The organism is Pseudomonas sp. 3A(2025) (genome assembly GCF_054589175.1).
Genome location: NZ_BAAILM010000117.1, coordinates 21,399 through 47,738 on the forward strand (window position 1 = coordinate 21,399; position 26,340 = coordinate 47,738).

The following is a 26,340-nucleotide window of genomic DNA, read 5'->3' on the forward strand; positions in this document are numbered from 1 at the left end:
GCTCATCCAGTGGTCTGGTGTAGAACCGAAAACCCGATAGTGCCGTGTCCGCAGGTACAGCAGGCTCACAGTCGACATCGTTTGCAATGAACTGTTAGGCTGTTTTTCCTAACAATAATCCGGGGTCAGCCATGCCCAGCCAGCCTTTCCATGCCCAGCTCAAGGCACGACTACAAGCCGGCGAATGGACCGTAGGCCAGCGCCTGCCGTCGATTCGCCGCTTCGTGGCCGACACCGATGCGACCTACCATCAGGTGGTCTCTGCCTGCGCCCGGCTGGTCAGTGAAGGCATGCTGGAAGCCCACGCAGGCAGTGGTTATTTCGTTGCCATCGGCGCCCGCCCACACCCCGGCGAGCCGGAACCCGAGTGCATGGCCGGTGACCCGCTGTTCAATTTTCTGCAAGGCGGGCCGCACTACACCAAGCTCGGCTGCGGCTGGTTGCCCGCAGGCTGGACCGACACCGACCTGTTGACCAAGTCGATTCGCCGCACGGCGCGCCTGGAGCAAAATTCGCTGGTCGAGTACGGCGATATCTCCGGCTATTTGCCGTTGCGCAAACAACTGTGCGTGCACATCAAGCGCCTGACCCGCATCGACACCCGTCCGAGTCAGATCCTCACCACAATGGGTGCGACCCACGCGCTGGATTTGATCGCCCGGCTGCTGATCAAACCCGGTGATACGGTACTGGTCGATGAACCGTGCAACGGCAACCTGGTGCGCCTGTTGCAACTGAACGGCGCGCAGGTGATCGGCATTCGGCGCACGGCTGAAGGCCCCGACATTGCCGAACTGGAAAGCCTGCTGGCGCGCCAGCCGGTCAGGGCGTTTTTCTGCAACAGCACCTTCCACAACCCCACCGGCGGCACGATCACGGCGAACAATGCATTCAATGTGCTGCGCCTGGCGGTCAAACATGACTTTCTCATCGTCGAGGACGACGTCTACGGCGACTTCAGCCCCACCGCCCGGCAGACCTTCGCCGAGCTGGATAACCTGGAGCGGGTGATCTACGTCGGCAGTTTTTCCAAGTGCCTGTCAGCGTCCTTGCGGGTCGGCTATATCGCCTGCCCGCCGGCGCTGGTCGAGCCGCTGACGCGCCTGAAACTGCTGACCTGCGTGGCGGTGCCGGCGTTCTGCGAGCGCTTCGTCAACACCATCCTCGCCGACGGCACCTATGCCGGGCACATGAAGCAACTGCGGCAGAAACTGATCGAGCAGCAGAACAAGACCCAGCGAGTGCTGAAAAACCGTGGCTGGCAGTTCGAGATCGCCCCTGAAAGCGGCATGTTCATCTGGGCGCAACACCCTGATATTGCCGACCAACAGGGGTTTATCCGCAGGCTTGAACAGCACGACATCCTGTTGCTGCCAGGCTCGGTATTTTCAGTGAGCCGTAACTACCAGGCGTTTCTACGGATCAACTGCACGCACTTCTCCAAGGGTGTGGAAAAGCACTTCGTAGTCTGAAAACGACCGCGCTTACCACTCCCGTGGCGCAGTCAGTTCTTCCAGGTCAGCCTCGGCAAAACCATAGGCCGTGGCGATCCAGGCAAAGTCCTCGGCCAGCGCATCGCGGGCGGTGCTTTCGATTTCGCTGCCGTGTTCTTCGAAGGTTTCCTGCAGGCCGTTAAGCCGCTCGGTGGCGGCATGGCTCAGCACGTACAGCGCTTCAAGGTCGGCCGGCTTTTGCTGCTCGATCTGTCGGCACAGGTCGATCAGCACGTCTTTGCACAGGTCGACCACTTCGTCGGGAAAGTAGTCGTCGGCGTACATGCCTTGCAGGAAAACGTGGTCGCCCATAGCCGGATTATCGATGCTCATGAAAGCTCCTTGATCGTGATTTAAAGAATGCCTTTGTCCCAGTTCAGCGTGCCCCAGGGCCGGGTCTTTTTACTGTCCAGCCGCCAGGTGTCGCCCGTGCGCACAGCGGTGTAAAGCGCCTCATAGCGCATCGGGCCATCAGGCGCCTGGCGGGTCATCAGCGTGGCACGCCGGCCCTTGTTGTCGATACTGACCAGCGCTTCACCGGGGGTGTAATCGGGCGGCCAGCCGATGCTGTTGCCGCGACCCTGCGGGCGTGGCTTAAGGGTGCAGAACCGCTCGAAAACACCTGCGAGCCCCTGACGGATGAAGTCCCAGTCCAGATCGCGGACGCCGACCTGTTCGCTGTGCTCATGGCATTCGGTCTCCCAGCGATTCATCGCCAGAATATAACCACGCAGTACGCTGGCAGGATCGCTGTGGTCGACATCGGCCGGCCACGGCAGATAAACCTCTTCGAGCGGCACCGGCGGCCGGGCGCCATGCTTGAGCAACAATGCCACGACCTCGGCATGCCCTCGCTCCTGCGCCATCGATAACGCATTGCGACCATTACGGGTCTGCATCTGCACATCGGCCCCGGCCGCCAGCAACGCCGCAACGATCTCGACACGCCCTTGCAGTGCCGCGACCATCAGCGGCGAATGCAGATAATCGTTACCGGTCGCATCCACCGCCGCCCCGGCATCGAGCAGCCGCTCAAGAATGTGCAGGTCACCGGAATGCGCCGCCCAGCCCAAGGCCGTGAAGCCCATAGTGAGGTCGTGCTGATCGAGGTTCGCACCCTTGTCGTTCAGCAAACACAGCGTCTCGATGTGCCCCGCAATCGCCGCCTCGATCAACGCCGTGCGGCCGGGCATCTTATCGGCAAAATCAATGTTCGCCCCATCGTCCAGCAACGCTTGCAAGCGCTCGTTCTGCCCCGCAGCAGCGGCCTTCAACAATGCTGTACTCATAAGATTTCTCTTGTTTGTCAGTCGTCCGACAGCGGGCAACCCTGATCGACCCACGCCAGCAACTCATCGGCCACAACGTGAAAATCCTCGCGGGCCATGCTGCCGTGATCGACCAGAAACACCGTTGCCGGTTTCAAGCCGGGCGCCACCATCACCGCCCTGCCCCCGCCATCGTCACCAATGGTTAACCAGCCTGGGCAGTAAGACTGCACTTCATAGGTTTTGTTACGTTCAAGCAGTTCATCGGCGGCGTAAAAGCGGACGTAGTCGCCATATTCGGCACCGTTGGCGTATTTCAGGTGCTCACGTAATGGCGCGGCCAGGGGCTGGCCGAGCCAGTGTTCGAGGGCGTGAAAGTGGTCTTCGTGGGGGCAGGACATACAGGGAAGTCTTGTGGGGAAAGAGCAGGCGAGCATAGCGCGATCGGACGGTGCGCAAGATACAAAGCAAAAGCGGTGACGCACCTGAAAATCAGATGCGTCAGTGAGCAGTAAAAGTCAGAAGTTGTATTTGAGCGAGGTCATGAAATTACGGGGCGCACCATAAACACCCAGATAGCCATTGATAGCCACCAGGTATTTTTCGTTAAGCACGTTGTTGACGTTTATCGAGGCCGATAAATGTTTGCTGATGTCGTAGCGACCCAGCAGATTGAATACAGCATAACTGTCCTGCGTATACGTCTTCAGGTCGCTGCCGGTCTTGCTTTCCCAGTTGAATCCACCGCCCACCGTGAACTTGTCCAGAGTCCCCGGCAGACGGTAGGTGGTAAAGGTTTTCAGGCTGTGCCGGGGGGCAGCAGTGAGAATACGCTCACCTTCAGCATCGCGGGTGACGCTATAGACATAGCCACTACTGAGGTTCCATCCTTCTGCAAGTTCCCCCCCAAGATCAAGCTCGACGCCCTCAGTCTCCGTGCCATTGGCCAGCGTGTAAGTACGGGTCGCCGCATCCCAGATGGGCAGGCTTTCCTGTTCAGTCTTGAACACCGACAGGCTTGCGTTCAGGCGGCCCTCATTAAGACTGGCCTTGATACCGGCTTCATAGCTACTGCCCTCTTCAGGCGGCAGAGCTTGATCATTGGCGTCCCTGACGTAATACAGCTGTGGGTTGAAGATTTTGGTATAGCTGGCATACAGCGACCAGGTGTCATCCAGTTCATGAGTAAGTCCCATGTAAGGAACGAATACTCCGCTTTCCCGACTGCGGGTCTTGGTGGTCGTACCGGACGTATAGGAGGCGGCATCGCGATTCTGTTTCCAGTCAGTGATGCGGCTGCCAACAATCAGCCGGGTGGCATCGGTCAGGTGCAGGCGCGCACTCAGGTATGCACTGTACTGGTATTCATGCGTCTCTGTTTTGCCTGTCCTGTTGTAACTCGGAACCGGGGTATTTTTAGCCCATTCAAATATCTCGGGAATCCAGTAGGTTCCGGTCGTCTGGGTGTACTCCGGGCTATACCCTTCAAGCTGCGAGAGCGTGGCACCTGCAATCAACTCGTGCTCGCGCCCCAGCAATGCAAACGGTCCTGTTACGTAAGAGTCCAGGCTGTTCTGCGTGACAGTGGCCGCATAGTGATTGGACAACACTCGACCGCCAGCCCCCGTGTCCTGATTGACCTGCCCCAGAAAGGCAGCAATCAAGGCGTCATAGTGGTATTGCGTGTGGTTCAGCTCGCTTTTGAAACTCCAGCCAGAATCGAATTGATGCTCGATAGAGGCAAACACACTATTGAGCTGATGGTCGTAGTAAGACCAGTCCGGCGAGTCATTATCGCCAGCCTTTGTACTGATTTTCTGCCCGTTGCTATAGGCCACGGGAAATACCCGGGTTTGAGAGTCGGTGTGTCTTTTCAGATGATTGAACCCCAGCGCCAGCAAGGTGGTATCGCTCAGATCAATCTCAGTGATGCCGTAAACCGCAGCGTTTTCCTGCTCATAGTTATCCGTCCATGCGTGCTGACTTTTGTAGTCGGCGGCCAGGCGTCCGCGAACATTGCCGCTCTCGGTCAAGGGGCCGGAGACATCCAGCCCTGTACCGTAACGGTCCCAGGAACCGGCTTCGGCGCTAACGGACACCTGCGGATCGAAGGTCGGGCGCTTGCGAATCATGTTGATGGTCGCCGAGGGACTGCCCATCCCGCTCATCATGCCGGTAGCACCGCGTACCACCTCGATGCGGTCATAAGCGGTAGTACTTTGCAGGTAATTGGCGAGGGATGCAGAAGACGGCACGCCATCAATCTGGAAGTTGTTGATGACCGAACCTCGCGCCCACATTTGCGGGGCATCGGCACCCATGGAGTAGGGCTTTACAATAATGCCCGTCGTCGCATCCAGCGCATCGATCAGGTTATCCAGATTCTGATCTTCCATCCGCTGGCGGGTCAGCACAGTAATCGACTGTGGCGTTTCCCGTAGCGACAGATTCAACCGCGTCGAGCTACTGGTCGACCCTGTTGTATACGACCCCGTCCCCTCAGTAATCGACCCCGGCGCCTTGCCGGAAATCGTTACTGACGATAACTCCAGCGCCTGCTGCGCGCTGACACTTGGCACTACCGTGACATTGCCGCTGCCGGTCACCAGCACATCCAGCCCACTGCCGGCCACGGCCTGTTGCAATGCCTGGCTGGCGGTCATTTCGCCGTGGATGGCCGGTGCCTGTTTGCCGCTGACCAGTGCCGGGTCCAGCGACAGGATCAGGCCGCCCTGGCTGGCGATGCGGTTGAGGGTGTCGGCCAGCCCACCGGCAGGCAGGTTGAAGGTCTGGGTGCTTTGCGCCATGACCGGGGCGCTGATGGCGGCGACGGCGAGGGCCAGCGCAAGGGCGGGGAACCAAGGGTTGTGCACAGCGTGCTCCTGATGGTGTTTTTAATTGGCTTCAGGAGATAGGTGGGACGAGAAATGAAAACCGGACACGAATGAGAAATATTTTCAAAATACTGTGCAGACCTCAACGTGCCCCGATTAACGTCACCCACGGCGTATAGCGCTCGACCCTGATCGGCAGGGTTTCGGCCAGCGCCTGCAAGGTGCGTTGTGGGTCGTCGAGCGGAAAAACGCCCTGTACACGCAAGCCCTGGACCTCGGGTGCCAGGTGCAGGATGCCGTTGGAGTACGGGCGCAGGGCGTCGATCACTTCGCTCAACGGTTCGTTGAGCACATTGAGGCGACCGTCGAGCCAGGCGGTTCGGCGCATCTGGTCGTTGCCCAGTGCGTCGATGCGCCCGGCGCTCATCAGCACGGCCTGGCCTTCACCGATATCGCGCTCGCTGCCGTCGAGCAGGCGGGCGCGAACGCTGTGTTCCAGCACCACCAGACGGGTGGCGTCGCGCTCCTGGCCGACCATGAAACGGGTGCCCAGCGCGCGGGCTTCGCCTTGGGCGCTGCGTACGCGCAATGGCCGTTGCGGGTCGGCGGCCACCTGGATGATCAGCTCGCCACGACGCAGGATGATCAACCGTTGGCTGGCACTGAAATCCAGGTCCACGGCGCTGTCGGCATTCAGGCTCAGGCGGCTGCCATCGGCGAGTTCGACAGTGCGCCGCTCGCCGGTACCGGTGTGCAGGTCGGCCATCAGCGCCCGCCCGGTACTGCTGCGTGCCGCCAGCCACAGGCCACCGCCCAGCAGGCCGATGGCGGCCAGGCCGCGTAGCACATCGCGGCGCGAGGTCGAGGACGTAAGCAACAGGCGCCGGGCTTCGTCGGCCTGACCGGGCGTGCGTCGCTCCAGCGAACGCACCACGTTGAACGAGCCGCCAATGCGATCCTGCAGGCGTTGCCAGGCTTGCGCATGGGCCGGGTCATGCTGCAACCAGGCGTCGAACTCGGCCTGCAGGCCGGGTTCGTGATGGCCGGCGCTGAGGCGCACCATCCAGTCGACGGCCTGCTCGCCCAACGGGTCGATCAGTGGCCGGCTCACGGCTGCGCGTCCGCCAGATAGCACTGGCACAGCGCTTGTTTCATGTAGCGGCTCACCGTGCGTTCGCTCAGGTTCAGCTTGCCGGCGATGTCGACATAGCTCAGGCCGTCGAGCTGGCTGTAGAGGAACACGCTCTTGACGATCATCGGCAAGCCGTCGAGAACACGGTCGATGGTCAGCAACGCCTCGATCAGCAGATGCTGTTCTTCCGGCGACGGCGCCACCCGCTCAGGCAACAGGGCCAGGCGCTCCAGATAGGCGTTTTCCAGTTGTCGGCGCCGGTGGCGATCGAGCATCAAGCGCCGGGCGATGGTCGACAGGTAGGCGCGCGGCTGTTGAATGCTGTCGGGGTCGACGTTGGCCGCAAGCATCTGGCAAAACGCTTCAGCCGCCGTGTCTTCGGCGTCGGCGCGATTACCGGCATGGCTGCGCAGCCGCCGCTGGATGTGCTGCAGCAGCCAGCGATGATGATCGCTGAAGAAAAAACCCAGCTTGCGAGTCGAGGAAATGCCTGAGGACGTAGACACCGTGAGCGATTCCGGTTTTGAAAATCGTTCTCATCTTACGGTGCCATCAGAACGCCTGCAATGCTGTCGTCCGATGCTCGTCGCCGCCATCGAACCGCACGACCCGCCAGCAGTCTACCGGGCTGATCGTTCATTGCAGGTTCAACCGCGTGCCCAGAATCATTACCGACGAAACGCCAGAAGACGTGGTGAAAGACAAGAGCACCCGGCTGTTTGGTACGCCCAAGGAGCGCCTGGACTTTTACCGGCGCGAGATCCAGTACGAAACCACCAACCTGTCCAACCGCACCAACGCCTACCTCACGGCGCAGTCGTTTCTGGTGATTGCCTACGCATCCTCAATGGCCAACATGAACCCGGACTGGGGCATGATTTTCACCCTGGTGATTCCGCCGATGCTCGCCCTGCTCGGCCTGCTCAATACCCTGAGTGCCTGGCCAGGCATCCGGGCGGCCTGCGAGATCATTCAGCACTGGCATCACAAGCAGGCGCAGTTGCTGAGCAGCGAGCCGGTCATTGGCCTGACTTATGACGACTCGCCGCTGTTCAGCGACTGGGAGTCCAGCGAAACAGGGCCGAAAAAATCCCTGTTGTTCTCCAAGCGGGCGCCTTGGCTATTCAGCATCTTCTGGGTATTTTTCGGCTTTTTCGCTCTGTTTTTGCAGATTTTGACCCTTGACAGCTAGGGTCAGGGAATCAGGATAATTTTCTCGCTGCGGCCCTCGTTGACCTCGGCATAGCGCGCCAGGCCTTCGCTCAGCGGCGATTCAATCAGGCCGCCTGGCAAGGCCAGTTGGCCTTCATCGAAGAAGCGTCCGAACTGGTCGAGCATGCTGGCGCAGGCCTGGCAGTCGTAGAGCAGCGAGTTGATACCCACCACCGAACCGCCTTTGCGATACAGGGCCAGCGACGGCAATTGCACCTGGCCGTCGACCGGGGCGGCAATGATCGCGATGCGGCCCCAAGTGGCCAGTGCCGCCACTGAAGCGGTCAGCCAGAAGCCGGTGGTGTCGAAGATCACATCGGCGCCGCCCTTGAAGTGTTCATTCACCTGCCCGGCCAACGCCTCCGGCTCGCCCAGCACAATCGACTCGAAACCCTCGGCGGCTAGCGCCTGTTGCTGGTCGGGGCGTCGCACCGCGCCCAGTACCTGTGCACCGAGCACCTTGCCCAGCGCCAGTGCCGCGCTGCCTACTGCGCCATTGCCGCCGATCACCAGTAAGCGTGTTTGCGCATTGACCTGGCTGCGCTGCAACGCATCCCACGCGGTAGTGTACGGCACGCCGAGGCTGGCGGCCTGGGCAAAGCTCAGTGCCTCGGGCTTGAGCGCGACGCCGCTGGCCGGCAGGGTCAGCCACTGGGCATGCGAGCCGTTGCGAAAGAAACCCGGCTCCTTGCCGGTGCCCCACACGGCTTTGCCCACCAAGGCTGGCGGGCCTTCGACCACGACACCGGCAAAGTCGCGACCCGGTACACGCGGCAAGGTGGTGTACGGAAAACGCCCGAGCACGTTTTTCACATCACTGGGGTTCAGGCCGGCGGCTTTCACCTCGATCAGCACCTCGCCTTCGGCAGGCACAGGGGTGGGCAGCTCGACGTACTCCAGGGCCGCAAGGTCGCCGGTACGGGAAAATTGCAGTGCGTTCATCGTTGACTCCAATCGCAAGGGAAGAAAGATTCAGGACAGCCACTGGCTCAGCAACTGCTTGCCCAGAGGCCAGGCCTTTTCGCCGAGCTGCATGCCCAGCAAGCCGACCAGCGCCACGGCAGGCGGCGCAGGCGAGCGAAAATCCAGGACGCCGTAGAGCACGCCGACGGCGATACCAATGGCAAGAGAGATGACAAAACTCATGATGAGCTCCGGGCAATCAGGGAATGCCCGCAGTCTAGGGAGATGGCGGCCGGGCTACCGGCCAAGGACTTCTGGCTATCGGTCAGGTTGGTGGGAGACTCACGATTACCGTAGCAGCAACCGGACGGCGATCCACGTAGGACCGGCTTTAGCCGGGAAGGCCGCAACGCGGTATCGGTACCATTCGTCGGTATGCCGCCCAGGCTAAAGCCGCTCCTACGGGTACGGTGTTTACTCGGGCGCTTGCGCAGCGCTGTACTGAGAGGGCGCCACCCCTAACTCCCGGCGGAACATGTCGCTGAAGCTGCTCGGCGAGTAGCCCAGCGTGCGGGCGATCGCGCTGACCGGCTGGCCCTGGATCAGCCGGGCCACGGCGGTGGCCAGTTGTACCTGGCGGCGCCATTCGGCGAAGCCCATGCCCAGGCGGGTCTGGAACAGCCGGGCCAGGGTGCGCACGCTGGCGCCGGCGGTGTCGGCGTGCTGTTCAAAGGCGATGGCCAGCGACGGTTCGTCGATGACTGCCTGGCACAGGTTCATCAGGCGCCGGTCGGCGCCGTCGGGCATCGGGATGCGGATCAATGAACGGCGGGCGCGTTGCAGTTCCAGCAGGGCCAGGTTGACCAGCGCGTCGTAGTAGTCCGCCTCGCCTTCGCGGCCCTGCGCCACCAGGTTGATGATCAGTTCGCGCAGCAGGCCGCCGACTTCGAGCACTTGCACGGTGTTTTCCAGCGTGCTGGCAATGGCCGGGCGCAGGTAGATGTTGCGCATCTCCAGGTCCGACACCACGCGAATGCCGTGGTCGACGCCGGGCGGCAGCCACACGGCGCGCTGTGGCGGCACCACCAATGCTTCGCCGGGCGTTTCGACCCACATCACGCCCGACACGGCATACAGCACCTGGCCCCAGAAATGCTGGTGCGGCTCGATGTAAAGCCCGCGCGGATAGGTGCGCGCCAGCGGTTGCACGGGAACGGCGGTGTCGGTGAGGTCGGGTGGAGCGGCCAGGGCCATAAAGGGTCATCGCAGCCAGTGGGTGATGGCGCATGGTAACGCCGAATAAAACGCACGGTTAATTGTCACCTTTGGGTTGACAGTAAAACGCCTTTCAGCCGATTTATCCGTTCATGGCGAATCATTAATCTGTACCCATGTTGAGCGACACCACTGATTAACGAACTTCAAACCTCTCAGATAAAGGACCTACGCCATGACCGCACCGACCTACAACCGCCTGAACAAAGATGACGCCATCGTACTGCTGGTCGACCATCAAACCGGTCTGATCTCGCTGGTACAGGACTTCTCGCCCAACGAGTTCAAGAACAACGTGCTGGCCCTCGCTGATCTGGCAAAGTTCTTCGAGCTGCCGACCATCCTTACTACCAGCTTCGAACAAGGCCCCAACGGCCCGCTGGTGCCGGAGCTGAAAGCCATGTTCCCGGACGCGCCTTACATTGCCCGCCCTGGCCAGATCAATGCCTGGGACAACGAAGACTTCGTCAAGGCGATCAAGGCCACTGGCCGCAAGCAGATCATCATTGCCGGCGTGGTCACCGATGTCTGCGTAGCGTTCCCGACGCTGTCGGCACTGGCCGAAGGGTTTGAAGTGTTCGTGGTGACCGATGCGTCGGGCACGTTCAACGAGACCGTGCAGCAGGCGGCCTGGAACCGCATGAGCCAGGCCGGTGCGCAACTGATGAACTGGTTCTCGGTGGCCTGTGAGCTGCACCGCGACTGGCGCAACGATATCGAAGGCCTGGGTAACCTGCTGTCGCAGCGCATCCCCAACTACCGCAACCTGATGAATGGCTATGCCGCGTTGACCGCGCGGTAATAGCGTTTCGTGGCATTCGCGGCTAAAGCCGCTCCTACGACAGCCGGCGCTATCTCGTAGGAGCGGCTTCAGCCGCGAAAGCCTCTACAAAAACCAAGGCCCGCATTATGCGGGCCTTGGCTGTATCGCAGCGAAACTACGTTCGATCAGAACACGTTGATCGGGTAGTCGATGAAGATACGGGTTTCGTTGCCTTCGCTGTTGTAAGCGCTGGCGTTGTCCGACACACGCAGGAACGAGTTGCGCAGGCGCAGCGACAGGTCTTTGGCCGGGCCGCTCTGAACCACGTAGGTCAACTGGCTGAAGATTTCACGCTCGGTGCCATTGCCGCGGTTGGTACCGTCGTCAATGTTGGTGCCGCGCACGTAGGCCGCCTTGTAGCTCAGGCCAGGCAATACCAGGCCGCCCAGGTCGACGCCGTAGCCCACTTGCCACGAACGCTCGTCCTTGGCATTGAAGTCCGACCAGAAGGAGTTGGCCAGGTAGATGGAGTTGCCGCCATCGCCGTATGCGCCAGCATTCTGGTAGAAGCCGTAGTTGTAGCCGGTGTCACCGGTGCTGCGCTGGTGCGCCAGGGTGAAGCTGTGGATGCCCACGGCCCAGGTAGCGGCCAGGCTCCAGATTTTGTTGTCGCGCTCGCCAGCGGCAGCGTCGGCCGAGAAGTCACGGTCCAGCTTGGTCTTGTAGCCGTTGAAGTCGAACGTCAGCGACTGCTCGGAAGGCAGGGCCAGGATGTAGTTCAGGTTGACGTACTGCTTCTTGAATACGTCTTCGTTATCGGAAGCGTAGGCCGAAGCGCTGAATGCATCGCTGAACTTGTAGCTGGCACCGTAAACGTTGATGCTTTTCAGGCCGCCGCTGTCGTGGCCAGTGGCGCTCTTGCGCACCTGGCTGGTGAAGCGACCGGCAACCACTTCAAGGTTTTCGATTTCTTTGGAGCTGATGTAGGTACCGGTGAAGCTCTCTGGCAGCAGACGGCCGTTGTCGTAGCTCAGCACCGGCAGTTGCGGCATCTGATCACCGTACTTGATCACGGTGTTGGAGATGCGCGCCTTGACGGCACCGCCTACGCGGGACAGGTCGTCGGCCGCTTCGCCGCTGTCGCCCTGCTTGAAGAAGTCGATGCCGCCGGCACCGCTTTTGCCACGGCCGCCGTCCAGACGCACGCCGTACAGCGCGAAGGCGTCAACGCCGACACCGACGGTGCCCTGAGTGAAACCGGAGGTGAAGGTACCGGAGAACGCCTGGCCCCATTCGGCCTTGTCCTGGTTACCGTTCTTGTAGTCGCGGCTGATGTAAGCATTGCGCGCGTTGAGGGTCAGGTGGCTGTCTTCGACAAAGCCCTGGGATTCGGCCTGGCTTTGCGCCATGGCTTGAGTGGCGCTGAGTACGCCCAGCGCGAGAACGCCCATACGTTTGTTAAGCATTTTGTTTTCCTTTGACGAATGATTAACGCGCTGTGACCCGCAACTCTAGGGGTCGCACACAGGGCTTTATGCGAGGCATAAAGGCCGAACGAAATCATCGCAGTGGTCTACTGATGCACGTACGCGGCGCGTGGCCACAGGCGTTGGGGGCGAATCCTAGTCGCGCCCTTGAGGGGTGTCAAACGGGCAAAAGCTTATTCCAGAGCCTTTTCAGGATGGCATAAGGCTTAACTCTCGATCATGGTGACCAGTGCCTGAAGTTCTGCCTCGCTGAAAAGTCCGCGCGGGTAACGCTGGATCAGCATCGCCCGGGTGTCGGGGCGCGGCTTTGGAAAGCGGGTGCTGCGCAGCCAGGCGGCAATGACTGTGCGGGCCTCGCTACTGACGGACAGACCCCGGGAAGCGTGTGGGGTAATACCTGCGTTCATAAGGAACAACCTCTTTTTCATGAGCAAGCCCACTGTACCGATACCGTGTGACAGGTACGCTAAACAATCGACTGATGACCCAAAGATGGATGTCCCGATTTAGTGCTACAAAGCGTTACTCGGAAAAAAACCCATCGATAGATGGGCTTTTGCCAGCAAGAACAGGACCAACCTGAGCAACACTCAGTCTTGAGCGACCTGTGGGGCAGGCTGTTGCTGGGTCAGGCAGTGAATATTGCCCCCGCCCAACAGCAATTCACGGCCCGGCACCATGACCACCAAGTGTTCCGGGAATACCCGCTGCAGGATTTGCCGTGCCGTTTCGTCCAGCGGGTCGTCGAAGGACGGTGCGATGATGCCGCCATTGACGATCAGAAAGTTCACATAAGAGCCGGCCAGACGCACAGAAGGGTCGCGCTCCTGGCTGCCGTGCACCTTGTCGACGCCTGCACATTCCTCGGCCGTTGCGTAAAGCGGACCGGGAATCGGCATCTTGTGCACGATAAACGCACGGCCTTGTGCATCCTTGGTGCTTTCCAGCACCTGCAAGGCCGCGTGGCAGCGCGAGTAGTTGGGGTCTTGCGGGTCGTCGGTCCAGGCCAGTAACACTTCGCCGGGGCGTACGTAGCAGCAAAAGTTATCCACATGCCCGTCGGTTTCGTCGTTGAACAGGCCATCGGGCAGCCAGATGATTTTATCCACCGCCAGGTTATCGCTGAGCACCGCTTCGATCTGCTCGCGGTTCAGGTGCGGGTTACGGTTGCGATTGAGCAGGCATTCTTCGGTGGTGATCAGCGTGCCTTCGCCGTCGACATGGATCGAGCCGCCTTCGAGTACAAAGCCCGGCGTGGCGTAGCGCGGGCTGCGCTCGATGCCAAGGATCTTGCCTGTCACCTGGGTGTCACGGTTCCAGGGCCAGTACAGGCCGCCATCGAAACCGCCCCAGGCGTTGAAGTCCCAGTCGACACCGCGCACCTGGCCATGGTCGTCGATAACGAAGGTCGGACCGGTGTCACGCACCCAGGCGTCGTCGTTACTGATCTCTACTACACGGATATTCGGCGCGTCCAGGCTGGCCAGTGCGTTGTCGTACTGCGCAGCTGACACCCCGACCGTCACCGGCTCGAAGCGGGCGATGGCCTTGGCCAGCTCCGCATGCGCTGCCTGCACAGGCTTGGCGCCCAGACGCCAGTTGTCCGGGCGCTCGGGCCAGAGCATCCAGACCTGGGTTTGTGGCGCCCATTCGGCCGGCATATGAAAGCCGTCGGCGCGCGGTGTGCTGGTGAGGGTGGTCATGGCTGTCAGGACTCCGTGAGCGGTCGAGAAAGGTGAATCACCATAGCAAACAGGCCATGACGATTTGAGCGGTCCTTTATAGGCGATAAAAATCGGCATTCAAAGCAAAAAATAAATCAGCAGTCATATCTTTTGAAAAAAACGCAGATATTAATCGGCAATAATCACTCCAGCTCTCGTAACACCTTCGACACGCTGTCGACAAAAAAGTCCACGCTCTGCAGCGTCGTGCACATCGGCGGCTTGATCTTGAGGATGTTCAGGTAATCGCCGGTCGGTTGCATGAAAATGCCCAGTTCGCGCAGGCGCTCACACAGGTAAGCAGTTTCTTCGGTAGCAGGCTCAAGGCTCTGGCGGTCGCGCACCAATTCTACGCCCAGATAGAAGCCCAGGCCGTGCACGGCGCCCACCAACGGATGTTTATCGGCCAACGCTTGCAGACGCGCCTTGAAGTGGCCGCCGACCGTGCGGGCGTTGTCCCACAGGCGCTCCTGTTCCATGACGTCGAGCACCGCCAGGCCGATGCGGCAACTGACCGGGCTGCCGCCGGAAGACGAAAAGAAATAGCCCTCGGCCTCCAGCGCTTCGGCGATTTCGCGGCGGGTGATCACCGCGCCCAGCGGGTGGCCGTTGCCCATGCCCTTGGCCAGGGTGATGATGTCCGGCACCACGCCCTGCTCTTCGAAGCCCCAGAAGTACTCGCCCAGCCGGCCATAACCGACCTGCACTTCATCGGCAATGCACACCCCGCCGCGTGCACGAACCTTGGCGTAGACCTGTTGCAGATAACCCGGCGGCAAGGAAATACCGCCGGCGTTGCCGTACACCGGCTCGCAGATGAAACCGGCCACTTGCCGGTCCTGGGCGTCCAGCGTGGCCAGGGTCTGGTCGACGTGTCGCACGTAATCGGCAGTGCTGTCCGGGCCACGGAACGGCCCGCGATAGGTGTTGGGCGCGGTCACCGGATGCACCCAGACGGGCCGGGTGGTCAACGCCTGCGGGTTGTCGGCGATGGACGTCGAGATCGCATCGGTGGCCACCGACCAGCCGTGGTAGGCCTCCAGTACGCTGAGCATGTCGCGCCCGCCGCTATAGGCCCACGCCAGGCGGATCGCCAGGTCATTGGCCTCGGTGCCGCTGTTGACCAGAAACACCCGGTCCATGCCGGCCGGCGCCAGCGCCAGCAGGCGTTCGGAAAATTCGGCAATCGCGGCGTAGTGAAAACGTGAGTTGGTGTTCAGCAACGACCACTGGCGTCCGGCTTCACGGGCCATGCGTGGATGGCCATGACCGAGCACCGCGACGTTGTTGAGCATGTCGAGGTACGAGCGGCCCTGCATGTCGATCAGGTGATTGCGCCAGCCGCGCTCGATCTGTGGCGGCGCCTGGTAGTAGTGCTTTTGCGAACGGGCGAAACTGGCGTCACGTCGCGCCAGTAATGCGGCCGGGTCCTGCAAGGCCGGAGCATCGCAATCGAAACCCAGCAACAGCGCAGGTGATGGCGCGATATGGCGCCAGGCCGGCGCCCAGGACGGGGTGGTGAACAGCGGTGGCGTCAGCCCCGGCTCGCTGCACAATTGCAGCAGCACCACGCCATCGGTGACGCCCAGTATCTGGCCGGCCGCCAGCGGGCAACCCGACGGCAACTCGCAGGCCACGCCCCACAGCCGCAGGCTGAAGGTTTCGCCGACCAGCAGCAGCGCCGCATCGGCGGTCTGGCGCAGAGTGGCGGTAAACGGCACATGCACCACGGTGTCGGGCGGCAGGTGCAGCTCGACGTGCAAGGCACAGGTGTCGGGCTCGCGGCTGCAGTCGGGCAAGGTCCGCGACAGGCGATATTCACCGTAGCGGCTGGCGGCCAGCCCGGTCTGCCGGGCGGTCTGCGCCAGCAGGCGTTCGTCGATGCCGTCCTGCTCCCAGTTGCCAGCTTCGAAATGCTCGCTGAGCACACCCAGGTCGACCGTGCAGAAGCCGCGCCCGGCCAGGTCCGGCAGCAGCGGACGCCAGGCTGGCTGGGCCGCAGGCTCGGCATCGAGGCCGACCGCATGCAGAATCGCCGCCTCCATCAGCGCCATCGGCACCGAGGTGGCAACATCGAAGATCGACCATTCGCTGTCCAGATTGGCCTGGATATAGGCATTGCCCGGCTCGACGCTGACCTGCTGCTCGCTGCTGAGCACCAGCACCGTGGCGCGGGCGACGACCAGCGGCCACAGTGCCTTGAGTTCTTCGAGGCGCAGCGGATTGAGTGCGTGATAAGCGCTGATCGCCGGCAGGATGTACAGCGGGTCGCCGCCGGCATGGTGCAGCAAGGCGGCGCAGGTCACCGACAGATCAGCCACCCGCCAGGTGGTCAGCAAGTCGCCGAAGTCGATCAGCCCTTGCAGTTGCCATTGCTTTAATGGGTTGCGGGCCCAGACCACGTTGTGCTCGGTGATGTCCAGGTGCACGGCCTGCAACGGCAACGCGGGGATCAACGGCACCAGGCGCTGGCGGGCCTGCTCGACGGCTTCGTGCAGGCAGGCGCGCTCATCGGTGTCATCGATCACTGGCAGCAGGTGCCGGGCCAGCGCATTGGCGTGGCGCGGGTCCCATTGCAGCACCCGCTCAAGGCCCGGATGGTTAAAGTCGTGCAGCGCCGCGTCGACCCGCGCGCATAGCTCGCCCAGCGCGACCACCACCTCATGGCCCAGGTAGCCACTGTGGCCCAGCGACTCGCCCTCGATGAATTCCAGCAGGCGGGCATGCACCGCTTGGCCGTCGAGGTTCAGCGACAGCAGTTTTTCGCCATCAAGGGCGCCGATCACCCCGGGTACGCGAATGCCCGGCTGGCCCGCCAGGTGTTGCAGGGCCGCGTGCTGGGCGTCCAGCTCCAGCGGGCTGTAGTCGCCGTGGCAGACTTTCAGCACATAGCGGTGCGTGCCGGTGTCGAGCAACAGGTTGCAGTCTTGCTGGCTGCCCAGCACCTTGAGCGTGCCGTTCAAACCATAATGCTGCGCCAGAAGCGATCGGGCCTGATCGAGACTTACGTGCGGGCAAGGCAGGCTGGATCGGCGAATCAGGGTGGCAAGCGGCATGGAAGACCTCAGGTAATGGTTTCTGGAGCAGACCGGCATGACAATGCAATCCGGCACTATAGGACGCTACAGGCGCATCGCCCAGATCGACACGGTTTGGCGACGACGGATTACTGGCACTCAGCGCCTGTACCATCGAATAATTTCATCACCACCGCCCGTCGTCCTGGCTGATCCTGCTTGCTCGCAGGGGATCGCGCTATGCTGTAACAACTTGACGATTCTCCCTACTCTTTACAAGGAAAAGGCTCACTCATGCGAATTCTTGTCACCGGCGGCGCAGGCTTTATCGGTTCTGCATTGATCCGTCACCTGATCCAGAACACGGACCATGAAGTGCTGAACCTCGACAAGCTGACCTACGCCGGCAACCTTGAGTCGCTGACCAGCATCGCCAGCGATAGCCGCTACGAGTTCGTGCAGGCCGACATCGCCGATCAGACTGCGGTCAGTGCCGTGCTGGCGCGCTTTGCGCCGCACGCGATCATGCACCTGGCCGCCGAATCCCACGTCGACCGCTCCATCGACGGCCCGGCCGAGTTCATTCACACCAATATCGTCGGCACCTACAGCCTGCTGGAAGCCACGCGCGGCTATTGGCTGACACTGGCACCGGCCGAACGCGAGGCGTTTCGCTTCCACCACATTTCCACCGACGAGGTGTATGGCGACCTGCATGGCGTCGATGACCTGTTTACCGAAACCACGTCCTATGCGCCCAGCTCGCCTTACTCGGCCAGCAAGGCGGCATCGGACCACCTGGTGCGCGCCTGGCAGCGCACGTACGGGCTGCCGGTGATCGTCACCAACTGCTCGAACAACTACGGGCCGTTTCATTTTCCGGAAAAGCTGATCCCGCTGATCATCCTCAACGCCCTGGCAGGCAAGCCGCTACCGGTCTACGGCGACGGTCTGCAAGTGCGTGACTGGCTGTATGTCGAGGACCATGCGCGGGCGCTGTTCAAGGTGGTTACCGAAGGCGCGGTGGGCGAGACCTACAACATCGGCGGCCACAACGAGCAGAAGAACATCGACGTGGTGCGTGGTATCTGCGCGCTGCTCGAAGAACTGGCGCCCCAGCACCCGGCCGGGGTGGCGCGCTACAGCGACCTGATCACCCACGTACGGGATCGTCCGGGCCACGACCAGCGTTACGCCATCGATGCCGGCAAGATAGAACGCGAACTGGGCTGGACGCCTGAAGAAACCTTCGAAACCGGCCTGCGCAAGACCGTGCAGTGGTATCTGGACAACCTGGAGTGGTGCCGCCGCGTTCAGGACGGCAGCTACCAGGGCCAGCGCCTGGGCTTTACTGAACCCAGGGATCTGATTGCCTGACACCCACAACTGCCTGAACGAGGCTGATTCAATCGTATGAAAATTCTTGTCATCGGCCAGCACGGCCAGGTTTCACAGCATCTGCAACGCAGTCTCGCCGATCTGGGCGAGTTGCAGGTGCTGGGCCGCGAGCAACTGGACCTGAGCCATTCCCACGCGATCATTCAGACCGTGCAGGCAGCGCAGCCGGACCTGATCATCAATGCGGCCGCGCACACGGCCGTCGACCAGGCCGAGAAAGAACCGGGCCTGGCCCGCGCGATCAACGCCACCGCGCCTGGTCTGCTGGCCGAAGCGGCGGCGGGGCTGGGCGTGCCGCTGATTCACTATTCCACCGACTATGTGTTCGACGGCCGCAAGCCTGCGCCCTATACCGAACAGGACGCGCCGCATCCGCTGGGCGTCTACGGCAGCAGCAAGCTGGCGGGGGAGCAGGCGATAAAGGCCGTCGGTGGCCAGCACCTGATTCTGCGCACCAGTTGGGTGTATTCGCTGCACGGGCGCAACTTTCTGCTGACCATGCAGAAGTTGCTGCAAGAGCGTGAATCGCTGAGCGTGGTCGCCGACCAGATTGGCGCGCCGACCTGGGCCGGCAGCATCGCCCACAGCACCCGGCAACTGATCGAACGCTGGCGCGACGGCACCCCCGGCGCCTGGGGCGTGTATCACCTGACCAACAGCGGCGAGACGTCCTGGTACGGCTTTGCCCAGGCGATCGGCAAGCAGTTGCTGGCCGAGGGTAAACCCTGCGCCACGCTGGCGCCGATTGCTGCCAGCGCCTACCCGACGCCGGCCGCCAGGCCGCTCAATTCGCGCCTCGATTGCAGCCTGCTGGCCCACCAATGGGGCGTGACCCAGCCCGACTGGCAGCACGCATTACTGGAGTGCCTGGCCGGCCAGCGGCAGGCATAATACCGGCCTGATGCCCGGCAGCCGATGCCGGGCAGTAACCTTCAGGCCTTGTGATCGATGAACCCACCTGCCGCCCCTGCGCGCCGTCCCCGCTGGCGCAGCCTGGCCCTGCTGGCGCTGTGCCTGGCACCGTTGCTGTGGCCGCTGGAGCATCTGGCCGAGCGTTATTACCACAGCGAACTGACCAGCCAGAACCGCCAGACCCTGGACCTGTACGTCGCCAACCTGCTCGGCACCCTGCACCGCTACGAGTCCTTGCCGCTGATTCTCGGCGACCTGCCGGCGCTGCGCACGGCTCTGGCGACGCCAGCCGACCTGAATGTGATCGAGGGCGCCAACCAGGCACTGCGCGAAGTCACCCAACAAACCGGCGCCGACGTCATTTACCTGATGAACAAAGAAGGCCGCACGCTGGCCGCGTCCAATTTCGATCAGCACGACAGCTTCGTAGGGCGCAATTTCTCGTTCCGGCCGTATTTCAACGATGCCATTGCCGGCAAACTAGGGCGCTTTTTCGGCCTGGGCACCACCTCGGTCAAGCGCGGTTACTTTTTTGCAGCGCCGGTGCGCGATGGCGATCAGGTGATCGGCGTGCTGGTGATCAAGATCGACCTGGACTACACCGAAACCCTGTGGGGCAAAACCCCGGTGCAGCTGCTGCTGACCGATCAGAACGGCGTGGTAATCCTGACCTCCAACCCGGCCTGGCGCTTTCATGCCACCCGCGAATTGAGCGAGGAAGAAAAGAAAGCCATCGTCGCCATTCAGCCCTACCCGACTCGCGACCCGCGACCGCTCAAGCTCGACGAGCGTGCCTGGCTGACCCAGACCCGGACCATCGAAGAAACCGGCTGGACGGTCAATGCCCTTGCCCCGCGTGTGCTGATCGACCGCCCGGTGCGCACCGTGGTCGCGGTCGGCGGTGCGGCGCTGTTGGTGCTCATGCTGCTGCTCAGCCTGGTGATGCAGCGCCGCCGCCATTATCTGGAGCGCATTGCCTTCGAGGGCAAGACCCGCCGCGAACTGGAACGCCGGGTGATGGAGCGCACCAGCGACCTTGAGGGCCTCAACAGCCGCCTGCGTCAGGAAGTGCTGGAGCGCGAGCAGGCCCAACAGGAACTGGTGCGTGCCCAGGACGAACTGGTGCAGGCCGGCAAACTGTCAGCGCTGGGCACCATGTCGGCAAGCATCAGCCATGAGCTGAACCAGCCGCTGGCGGCGATCCGCACCTATGCGGAAAACGCCGAAATCCTGCTCGACCATCAACGCACCGACGAAGCCCGCGGCAACCTCAAGCTGATCGGCGAACTGACCGGACGCATGGCCTCGATCATCGCCCACCTGCGCGCCTTCGCCCGCCGTGATGCGCATGCGCCGGAAAGCGTGGCCCTGCAACCGGCACTCGAAGACGCCCTGGCGCTGCTGGCCAAGCGCCGCCGGGCCATGGAGGTCGAGCTGATTCGCGACCTGCCCGCCGCCACCTTGTGGGTGCAGGCCGGTGAAACCCGCCTGCGTCAGGTGCTGGGCAACCTGCTGGCCAATGCGCTGGACGCGCTGACCGAAAAAGGCCCGCCGCGTAAATTGTGGATCAGTGCCGAAGCCACCCCTGAAGGCGTCAACCTGTACATCCGCGACAACGGCCCGGGCTTTTCACAAGAAGCCATGGCCCGCGCCCGCGAGCCGTTCTTCACCACCAAGACCCGTACCCAGGGCCTGGGCCTGGGGCTGGCGATCTGCGATACGCTGATGCGCGCCCTGGGCGGCGAGCTGTTGTTCGCCAACCACACCAGCGGCGGCGCGCTGATTACCCTGCGCCTGCGCGCCGGTTTGTCCGGGGCCAACCTTCAACCTCCCGAGGATCTTTCTGCATGAGTTCCGATACCGCCATCGACAGCCAGGTTCAAGTGGTGCTGATCGACGACGACTCGCTGCTACGCCAGGCCCTGAAACAGACCCTGGACCTCGCTGGCCTGAACGTCCTGAGCCTGCCGGAAGCCAACGGCCTGGCCCGGCGCATCGGTCGCGACTGGCCGGGTGTGGTGATCAGCGATATCCGCATGAGCGGTATGGACGGCATGGAGCTGCTGGCCCAGTTGCATGAGCAGGACCCGGAGCTGCCGGTGCTGCTGATTACCGGCCACGGTGATGTGCCGCTGGCGGTCAAGGCAATGCGTGCCGGCGCCTATGACTTTCTCGAAAAGCCCTTCCCCAGCGATGCCATGCTCGACAGCGTGCGCCGTGCCCTGGCCCTGCGCCGGCTGGTGCTGGACAACCGCAGCCTGCGCCTGGCACTGAGCGACCGCCAGCAATTGAGCACCCGGCTGGTGGGCCAGTCGGCACCGATGCTGCGCCTGCGCGAGCAGATCGGCGCGCTGGCCGGCACCCGCGCCGACGTGCTGATTCTGGGCGAAACCGGTGCCGGCAAAGAAGTGGTCGCCCGCGCCCTGCATGACTTGTCGGCACGCCGTAACGGGCCGTTCGTGGCCATCAATGCCGGCGCGCTGGCTGAATCGGTGGTCGAGAGCGAGCTGTTCGGCCACGAACCGGGCGCCTTTACCGGCGCGCAGAAGCGCCGCATCGGCAAGTTCGAATTCGCCAACGGCGGCACGTTGTTTCTCGATGAAATCGAAAGCATGAGCCTCGATGTGCAGGTCAAACTGCTGCGTTTGCTGCAAGAGCGGGCGGTCGAGCGGATGGGCAGTAATCAGCTGATTCCGCTGGATATCCGCGTGATCGCCGCGACCAAGGAAGACCTGCGCCAGAGCGCCGACCAGGGCCGTTTCCGTGCTGACTTGTATTACCGCCTCAATGTCGCCTCGTTACGTATTCCGCCGTTGCGCGAGCGCGGTGAAGACGCGCTGATGCTGTTCGAGCATTACAGCGATGCCGCCAGCCAGCGGCACGGCATCCCCAAACGCGAACTGACACCGGGCCAGCGCGCCCTGCTGCTGCGGCATAACTGGCCGGGCAATGTGCGTGAGCTGCAAAACGCTGCCGAGCGCTTTGCTCTCGGTCTGGAGCTGGAACTGGAAGGCATGACCGCCACGCCTGAACTGCTGAGCAGCGGCGGCCTCAGTGAGCAGGTCGAGCACTTCGAGCGCACCCTGATCGCCGCTGAACTGACCCGGCCGCACACCTCGGTGCGCAGCCTGGCCGAAGCACTGGGCCTGCCGCGCAAGACCCTGCACGACAAGCTGCGCAAGCACGGCCTGAGTTTCGGCGACCACAGCACTCACCCGGACGACAGCGAATGAACCGCCAACCTGCCGAGGACCTGGAGCAACTGCTGCACCACGATATTCCGCTGACCGTTGATATGGGCGTCAAGGTCATCGACTGGCAGAACCAGACGCTGCGCCTGCACCTGCCGTTGGCGCCCAACGTCAATCACAAGAGCACCCTGTTCGGCGGCAGCCTGTACTGCGGTGCGGTGCTGGCCGGCTGGGGCTGGCTGCACTTGCGCCTGCGCGAAGCGGGTATTAGCGAAGGGCACATCGTGATTCAGGACGGCCAGATCAGCTACCCGCTGCCGGTGCGCGGCGACGCGGTGGCGCTGTGCGAGCCGCCGTTACCGGCGTCGTGGGATCGGTTTGTCACTACCTACAACCGCCGCGGCCGCGCCCGGCTGGAGCTGCATACGCAGATCTTCTCGCCGGACAGCAGTGACGCGGCAGTGCGGTTTGTTGGGCAGTTTGTAGTGCACCGGTAACGGGAATGTCATGGCCCGCAGGACGACTCGCAGGAGCGAGCGCAGCTCGCGAATGCAGCCGCACCATCACTACAAATGTGTTGGCTTTACTGGCCCTTTCGCGAGCTGCCGCTCCCTCTCATCAAACACAAAATAAGTTATTGATTTTATTGAATTAAAAACACAAATTTGTAGGAGGCAGCTCTGCTGGCGATTGAGCGCGAAGCGCTCACAGAAATCGTCAAAACGCCGCAAATCTACGACTGCTGCGCAGCCGATCGCGATGGTCCGGCATTCCGGCAGAGCTCCCTCCTACATCCAATGTTTGCTGCGCGACAGCGCGGCGCCAAGGCGGCGGGTAATCTCTCATCAAACATAAAATAACTTATTTATTTTATTGAATTTCCTACATCCAATGTTTGCTGCGCGACAGCACGGCGCCGTGGCGCCGGGTGATCTCCTACAGAAATGGTGCGCTAGGTGTTGGCCAGTTCCAGCAGCCGGGTGCGCCACGCGGCGTTGGCCGGCAAGGCCAAAAAGAACGGGTTGAGCAGCGATTCGCGCGGCGGGTAGCTGAACGGCTGGCCATCGAGTTGCAACACCACTCCGCCGGCGCCTTCGAGCACGCCCTGGGCGGCAGCGGTGTCCCATTGCGAGGTCGGGGCCAGGCGCGGGTAGCAGTCGGCGCTGCCTTCGGCCAGCAGGCAGAATTTCAGCGAGCTGCCGATATTCGCCAGTTGCAATTCACCCAGCCCTTCGGCCAGACCGCTCAGCAGGCGTTCCTGTTCAGGGCTGGTATGGCGGCGGCTGGCGACCACGGTAAAGTTTTCGGCAGGCGTTTCCCGCACGCTGATCGATGCTCCCGAACCATCGGCCTCGCGGCGCCAGGCGCCCAGGCCCGCGCCGCCGAACCAGCAGCGGCCATTGGTGGGCATCGAGACCACGCCGAACACCACCTGACCGCGCTCGATCAGCGCGACATTGACGGTGAACTCTTCGCTGCCGGCGATGAATTCCTTGGTGCCGTCCAGCGGGTCGACCAGCCACCAGCGCTCCCACGTGGCGCGCTCGGCCTGGGGAATATTGGCGTCTTCTTCGGACAGCACATGAATGCTCGGGTCCAGCGCCTGCAAGCCGGCAACCAGTACATGGTGGGCGGCCAGGTCGGCGGCGGTGACCGGCGAATCGTCGGCCTTGGACGTCACCGCCACGCCGTTACGCCAGAACGGCAAAATGGCCTCGCCGGCGCGCAGGGCCAGTTCGACGACGGGCGCCAGCAGTGGATGGGGCAGGTTATCGAGCAGGTCGGTCATGGCAAAAACGATCCACGTTGGGTCAGCAGGTCACGGGCCAGATACAGCGCGGCCAGGGCACGGCCCTCGCTGAATTGGGGGTTTTGCGCCAGAGCCGCCAGATCGCGCAGGTTGACCTTGTCGACACGGATCGGCTCGGGCTCGTCGCCCTCCAGACGCTCTTCGTACAAATCAGTGGCCAGCACCACCTGGATTTTCTGGCTCATGTAGCCCGGCGACAGCGACAGCTCGGTCAGGTGTTCCAACTGACGGGCGCCGAAGCCGGCTTCTTCCTTGAGCTCGCGGTTGGCGGCGGCCAGCACGTCTTCGCCCGGCTCGACCAGCCCTTTGGGCAAGGACAACTCGTAGTCTTCGGTGCCGCCACAGTATTCTTCGATCAGGATGGCGTGATCGGCATCGAGCATGGCGACGATCATCACCGCGCCATACCCGGTGCCTCGCCCGACCAGCCGCTCGTAGGTGCGCTCGACACCGTTGGCAAAGCGCAATTGCACCGCTTCGACACGGAACAAACGGCTGCTGGCGACGATTTCACGGTCAAGTACAGTGGGTTTCTGACGCATGACAAACTCCTTGGCTTGAGCGCGGTACTATACGTGGCTTTTTCTGCGATTTACCGCCGATATATTCCTGTCACCTTGAAGAGAGCGCCGTATGCCCTGCCTGCCCTGGAGCGAGATCGACACCGTCCTGCTGGACATGGACGGCACGTTGCTCGACCTGCATTTCGACGAACATTTCTGGCTGCATCACCTGCCACAGCGTTATGCCGATCTGCACGGCATCAGCCTGGCGATGGCGTGGCTGGAGATTAAACCGCTGTTCGTCGACCACGCCGGCACGCTGAACTGGTACTGCCTGGATTTCTGGAGCCGCGAACTCAAGCTGCCGATCCGCGAGCTAAAGCAGGAAGTCGCCCACCTGATCGCCCTGCGCCCCGACGCGCAGACGTTCCTGGCCGCGATCCAGCGCGCCGGCAAGCGGGTGATCATGATCACCAACGCCCACCGCGATTCGCTGTCGCTGAAGCTTGAGCGCATTGAACTGGCGCCCTACTTCGAGCGCCTGATCAGCTCGCACGACTATGGCTTTCCCAAGGAAAACCAGCAGTTCTGGGACGCTTTGCACGCCGACACCGCGTTCGACCCGGCCCGCAGCCTGTTTATCGACGACACCCTGCCGATCCTGCGCAGCGCCCGCACTTACGGCGTCGCGCACTTGCTGGCGGTCAGCGAACCGGACAGCAGCAAAGGCCCGAAGGACACCGAAGAGTTTGTGGCGGTGGGGGATTATCGGGAGTTGATCGAGGGGTTGTAAGACGGCATATACTGCAACTATTTCAACCGTACGGAGGCTTTACGATAGGCCTCTTCGCCCTCGCGCTTATCAATTGCCACGACGAAAACCACAATGGCGTGATCGATCACCTGATAAACCAATCGATATCCGCTGCTGCGCAATTTGATCTTGTAGCAGTCGGGTAATGTATGCAGACGATTGGCTTCGACACGAGGGTTGAGCAACACCTGCGCCAGCTTTTTCTTCAATTGCTCTCTGATCGTATCGCCCAGCTTGCGCCACTCTTTCAATGCCCGCTCATCAAACTCGAGGCTATAGATCATCCAGCGAAACCTTGACCCGTTGCGGTGCTGCTAGCCGTTCACGCACAGTCGCCAAAAGGGTTTCATCGTCCTCGGTCATGAGGACAGGACGAAACGGCAACTGACCCCGTTCGGCTACATATTGCAGCGTCTGACGCATGAGCTCTGATGGCGTGACGCCCAGCTTTTCTAGCTCTTGGTAGGCTCGAATCTTGAGATCATCGTCGATCCTGATATTGATAGAAGCCATAGCGACCACCTGTAATGACATTTGTCTTTACGGTGGCAGTGTCAGTCATCTTTGGCAAGGGTGCGTGGACAAATGGTCAGGCCCGGCGTCC

26 protein-coding genes are annotated in these 26,340 nt (G+C 62.0%); 9 read left to right on the top strand and 17 right to left on the bottom strand.

Annotated elements, in window-relative coordinates:
• Window positions 1-131 precede the first annotated feature (131 nt).
• On the top strand, window positions 132-1,472 hold the full coding sequence (locus tag ACYP2A_RS31825) for an aminotransferase-like domain-containing protein (RefSeq protein ID WP_459749912.1): 1,341 nt from the start codon (window positions 132-134) through the stop codon (window positions 1,470-1,472).
• A gap of 12 nt (window positions 1,473-1,484) precedes the next feature.
• Here ACYP2A_RS31825 and ACYP2A_RS31830 read toward each other — a convergent pair whose 3' ends face one another.
• The 6 genes from ACYP2A_RS31830 to ACYP2A_RS31855 form a co-directional block, all read right to left on the bottom strand.
• Entirely contained in the window at window positions 1,485-1,826 is a 342-nt protein-coding gene (locus ACYP2A_RS31830) for a DUF5713 family protein (RefSeq protein ID WP_459749913.1), read from the bottom strand.
• A 20-nt stretch (window positions 1,827-1,846) separates the two neighbouring features.
• Entirely contained in the window at window positions 1,847-2,782 is a 936-nt protein-coding gene (locus tag ACYP2A_RS31835) for an ankyrin repeat domain-containing protein (protein WP_459749914.1), read from the bottom strand.
• Between the two features lie 17 nt (window positions 2,783-2,799).
• Window positions 2,800-3,162, bottom strand: a complete 363-nt coding sequence (locus ACYP2A_RS31840; protein WP_459749915.1) for an SMI1/KNR4 family protein — start codon at window positions 3,160-3,162, stop codon at window positions 2,800-2,802.
• Window positions 3,163-3,279: 117 nt separating this feature from the next.
• Window positions 3,280-5,634: a TonB-dependent siderophore receptor gene (locus tag ACYP2A_RS31845; RefSeq protein WP_459749916.1), complete on the bottom strand. Its 2,355-nt coding sequence runs from the start codon at window positions 5,632-5,634 to the stop codon at window positions 3,280-3,282.
• A gap of 103 nt (window positions 5,635-5,737) precedes the next feature.
• On the bottom strand, window positions 5,738-6,706 hold the full coding sequence (locus ACYP2A_RS31850) for a FecR domain-containing protein (protein ID WP_459749917.1): 969 nt from the start codon (window positions 6,704-6,706) through the stop codon (window positions 5,738-5,740).
• Window positions 6,703-7,233, bottom strand: coding sequence for a sigma-70 family RNA polymerase sigma factor (locus ACYP2A_RS31855; RefSeq protein WP_459749918.1), 531 nt, complete (start codon window positions 7,231-7,233; stop codon window positions 6,703-6,705). Before ACYP2A_RS31855 ends, ACYP2A_RS31850 begins: the two co-directional genes overlap by 4 nt.
• 149 nt (window positions 7,234-7,382) lie before the next feature.
• On the opposite strand from ACYP2A_RS31855, the gene ACYP2A_RS31860 reads away from it, so the two are divergent.
• Window positions 7,383-7,919 carry a hypothetical protein gene (locus tag ACYP2A_RS31860; RefSeq protein WP_459749919.1) on the top strand — a complete coding sequence of 179 codons (537 nt, stop codon included), beginning with the start codon at window positions 7,383-7,385 and terminating at the stop codon, window positions 7,917-7,919.
• A gap of 2 nt (window positions 7,920-7,921) precedes the next feature.
• On the opposite strand, the gene ACYP2A_RS31865 is transcribed toward ACYP2A_RS31860, so the two are convergent.
• The 3 genes from ACYP2A_RS31865 to ACYP2A_RS31875 form a co-directional block, all read right to left on the bottom strand.
• Window positions 7,922-8,881: a quinone oxidoreductase family protein gene (locus ACYP2A_RS31865; protein WP_459749920.1), complete on the bottom strand. Its 960-nt coding sequence runs from the start codon at window positions 8,879-8,881 to the stop codon at window positions 7,922-7,924.
• Window positions 8,882-8,911: 30 nt separating this feature from the next.
• Window positions 8,912-9,085 carry a DUF1427 family protein gene (locus ACYP2A_RS31870; protein ID WP_459749921.1) on the bottom strand — a complete coding sequence of 58 codons (174 nt, stop codon included), beginning with the start codon at window positions 9,083-9,085 and terminating at the stop codon, window positions 8,912-8,914.
• A 231-nt stretch (window positions 9,086-9,316) separates the two neighbouring features.
• Window positions 9,317-10,096, bottom strand: coding sequence for an AraC family transcriptional regulator (locus ACYP2A_RS31875; protein WP_459749922.1), 780 nt, complete (start codon window positions 10,094-10,096; stop codon window positions 9,317-9,319).
• Between the two features lie 196 nt (window positions 10,097-10,292).
• Between ACYP2A_RS31875 and ycaC the strand changes: the two genes are divergently transcribed.
• Window positions 10,293-10,919, top strand: a complete 627-nt coding sequence (ycaC, locus tag ACYP2A_RS31880) for an isochorismate family cysteine hydrolase YcaC (protein ID WP_459749923.1) — start codon at window positions 10,293-10,295, stop codon at window positions 10,917-10,919.
• 146 nt (window positions 10,920-11,065) lie between these two features.
• Here ycaC and ACYP2A_RS31885 read toward each other — a convergent pair whose 3' ends face one another.
• The 4 genes from ACYP2A_RS31885 to ACYP2A_RS31900 form a co-directional block, all read right to left on the bottom strand.
• Entirely contained in the window at window positions 11,066-12,346 is a 1,281-nt protein-coding gene (locus ACYP2A_RS31885) for an OprD family porin (RefSeq protein ID WP_459749924.1), read from the bottom strand.
• Between the two features lie 227 nt (window positions 12,347-12,573).
• Window positions 12,574-12,774, bottom strand: coding sequence for a hypothetical protein (locus ACYP2A_RS31890; protein WP_459749925.1), 201 nt, complete (start codon window positions 12,772-12,774; stop codon window positions 12,574-12,576).
• A 183-nt stretch (window positions 12,775-12,957) separates the two neighbouring features.
• Entirely contained in the window at window positions 12,958-14,070 is a 1,113-nt protein-coding gene (gene aguA / locus ACYP2A_RS31895) for an agmatine deiminase (protein WP_459749926.1), read from the bottom strand.
• 164 nt (window positions 14,071-14,234) lie between these two features.
• On the bottom strand, window positions 14,235-17,147 hold the full coding sequence (locus tag ACYP2A_RS31900) for an aminotransferase (RefSeq protein WP_459749927.1): 2,913 nt from the start codon (window positions 17,145-17,147) through the stop codon (window positions 14,235-14,237).
• Window positions 17,148-17,402: 255 nt separating this feature from the next.
• Between ACYP2A_RS31900 and rfbB the strand changes: the two genes are divergently transcribed.
• The 5 genes from rfbB to ACYP2A_RS31925 are packed head-to-tail and all read left to right on the top strand — an operon-like array spanning window position 17,403 to window position 23,106.
• The gene (gene rfbB / locus ACYP2A_RS31905; RefSeq protein ID WP_459749928.1) at window positions 17,403-18,485 is read left to right on the top strand and encodes a dTDP-glucose 4,6-dehydratase; all 1,083 of its coding nucleotides are present in this window, start codon (window positions 17,403-17,405) and stop codon (window positions 18,483-18,485) included.
• Window positions 18,486-18,521: 36 nt separating this feature from the next.
• Window positions 18,522-19,397, top strand: a complete 876-nt coding sequence (gene rfbD, locus ACYP2A_RS31910; RefSeq protein ID WP_459749929.1) for a dTDP-4-dehydrorhamnose reductase — start codon at window positions 18,522-18,524, stop codon at window positions 19,395-19,397.
• Window positions 19,398-19,454: 57 nt separating this feature from the next.
• Entirely contained in the window at window positions 19,455-21,269 is a 1,815-nt protein-coding gene (locus ACYP2A_RS31915; RefSeq protein ID WP_459749930.1) for a sensor histidine kinase, read from the top strand.
• Window positions 21,266-22,651 (top strand): sigma-54-dependent transcriptional regulator, encoded by a 1,386-nt coding sequence (locus tag ACYP2A_RS31920; RefSeq protein ID WP_459749931.1) that lies wholly within the window; start codon window positions 21,266-21,268, stop codon window positions 22,649-22,651. The genes ACYP2A_RS31915 and ACYP2A_RS31920 overlap by 4 nt, the downstream gene beginning before the upstream one ends.
• Window positions 22,648-23,106: a thioesterase domain-containing protein gene (locus ACYP2A_RS31925; protein ID WP_459749932.1), complete on the top strand. Its 459-nt coding sequence runs from the start codon at window positions 22,648-22,650 to the stop codon at window positions 23,104-23,106. The genes ACYP2A_RS31920 and ACYP2A_RS31925 overlap by 4 nt, the downstream gene beginning before the upstream one ends.
• A gap of 455 nt (window positions 23,107-23,561) precedes the next feature.
• Here ACYP2A_RS31925 and cysQ read toward each other — a convergent pair whose 3' ends face one another.
• Window positions 23,562-24,398, bottom strand: a complete 837-nt coding sequence (gene cysQ, locus ACYP2A_RS31930) for a 3'(2'),5'-bisphosphate nucleotidase CysQ (protein WP_459749933.1) — start codon at window positions 24,396-24,398, stop codon at window positions 23,562-23,564.
• Entirely contained in the window at window positions 24,395-24,961 is a 567-nt protein-coding gene (nudE, locus tag ACYP2A_RS31935; RefSeq protein ID WP_459749934.1) for an ADP compounds hydrolase NudE, read from the bottom strand. The genes cysQ and nudE overlap by 4 nt, the downstream gene beginning before the upstream one ends.
• 91 nt (window positions 24,962-25,052) lie before the next feature.
• Between nudE and yrfG the strand changes: the two genes are divergently transcribed.
• Window positions 25,053-25,715: a GMP/IMP nucleotidase gene (yrfG, locus tag ACYP2A_RS31940; protein WP_459749935.1), complete on the top strand. Its 663-nt coding sequence runs from the start codon at window positions 25,053-25,055 to the stop codon at window positions 25,713-25,715.
• A 17-nt stretch (window positions 25,716-25,732) separates the two neighbouring features.
• Here the strand turns inward: yrfG and ACYP2A_RS31945 are convergent, their stop codons facing one another.
• Both ACYP2A_RS31945 and ACYP2A_RS31950 read right to left on the bottom strand, forming a co-directional pair.
• Window positions 25,733-26,020, bottom strand: coding sequence for a type II toxin-antitoxin system RelE family toxin (locus tag ACYP2A_RS31945; protein WP_459749936.1), 288 nt, complete (start codon window positions 26,018-26,020; stop codon window positions 25,733-25,735).
• On the bottom strand, window positions 26,010-26,249 hold the full coding sequence (locus tag ACYP2A_RS31950) for a type II toxin-antitoxin system RelB/DinJ family antitoxin (RefSeq protein ID WP_459749937.1): 240 nt from the start codon (window positions 26,247-26,249) through the stop codon (window positions 26,010-26,012). Before ACYP2A_RS31950 ends, ACYP2A_RS31945 begins: the two co-directional genes overlap by 11 nt.
• Between the last annotated feature and the right edge of the window lie 91 nt (window positions 26,250-26,340).

Coding starts and splice junctions, on each gene's coding strand:
- ACYP2A_RS31825 (WP_459749912.1), top strand. CDS start 132: ATGCCCAGCCAGCCTTTCCATGCCCAGCTCAAGGCACGACTACAAGCC.
- ACYP2A_RS31830 (WP_459749913.1), bottom strand. CDS start 1,826: ATGAGCATCGATAATCCGGCTATGGGCGACCACGTTTTCCTGCAAGGC.
- ACYP2A_RS31835 (WP_459749914.1), bottom strand. CDS start 2,782: ATGAGTACAGCATTGTTGAAGGCCGCTGCTGCGGGGCAGAACGAGCGC.
- ACYP2A_RS31840 (WP_459749915.1), bottom strand. CDS start 3,162: ATGTCCTGCCCCCACGAAGACCACTTTCACGCCCTCGAACACTGGCTC.
- ACYP2A_RS31865 (WP_459749920.1), bottom strand. CDS start 8,881: ATGAACGCACTGCAATTTTCCCGTACCGGCGACCTTGCGGCCCTGGAG.
- ACYP2A_RS31870 (WP_459749921.1), bottom strand. CDS start 9,085: ATGAGTTTTGTCATCTCTCTTGCCATTGGTATCGCCGTCGGCGTGCTC.
- ACYP2A_RS31875 (WP_459749922.1), bottom strand. CDS start 10,096: ATGGCCCTGGCCGCTCCACCCGACCTCACCGACACCGCCGTTCCCGTG.
- ycaC (WP_459749923.1), top strand. CDS start 10,293: ATGACCGCACCGACCTACAACCGCCTGAACAAAGATGACGCCATCGTA.
- ACYP2A_RS31885 (WP_459749924.1), bottom strand. CDS start 12,346: ATGCTTAACAAACGTATGGGCGTTCTCGCGCTGGGCGTACTCAGCGCC.
- ACYP2A_RS31890 (WP_459749925.1), bottom strand. CDS start 12,774: ATGAACGCAGGTATTACCCCACACGCTTCCCGGGGTCTGTCCGTCAGT.
- aguA (WP_459749926.1), bottom strand. CDS start 14,070: ATGACCACCCTCACCAGCACACCGCGCGCCGACGGCTTTCATATGCCG.
- ACYP2A_RS31900 (WP_459749927.1), bottom strand. CDS start 17,147: ATGCCGCTTGCCACCCTGATTCGCCGATCCAGCCTGCCTTGCCCGCAC.
- rfbB (WP_459749928.1), top strand. CDS start 17,403: ATGCGAATTCTTGTCACCGGCGGCGCAGGCTTTATCGGTTCTGCATTG.
- rfbD (WP_459749929.1), top strand. CDS start 18,522: ATGAAAATTCTTGTCATCGGCCAGCACGGCCAGGTTTCACAGCATCTG.
- ACYP2A_RS31915 (WP_459749930.1), top strand. CDS start 19,455: ATGAACCCACCTGCCGCCCCTGCGCGCCGTCCCCGCTGGCGCAGCCTG.
- ACYP2A_RS31920 (WP_459749931.1), top strand. CDS start 21,266: ATGAGTTCCGATACCGCCATCGACAGCCAGGTTCAAGTGGTGCTGATC.
- ACYP2A_RS31925 (WP_459749932.1), top strand. CDS start 22,648: ATGAACCGCCAACCTGCCGAGGACCTGGAGCAACTGCTGCACCACGAT.
- cysQ (WP_459749933.1), bottom strand. CDS start 24,398: ATGACCGACCTGCTCGATAACCTGCCCCATCCACTGCTGGCGCCCGTC.
- nudE (WP_459749934.1), bottom strand. CDS start 24,961: ATGCGTCAGAAACCCACTGTACTTGACCGTGAAATCGTCGCCAGCAGC.
- yrfG (WP_459749935.1), top strand. CDS start 25,053: ATGCCCTGCCTGCCCTGGAGCGAGATCGACACCGTCCTGCTGGACATG.
- ACYP2A_RS31945 (WP_459749936.1), bottom strand. CDS start 26,020: ATGATCTATAGCCTCGAGTTTGATGAGCGGGCATTGAAAGAGTGGCGC.
- ACYP2A_RS31950 (WP_459749937.1), bottom strand. CDS start 26,249: ATGGCTTCTATCAATATCAGGATCGACGATGATCTCAAGATTCGAGCC.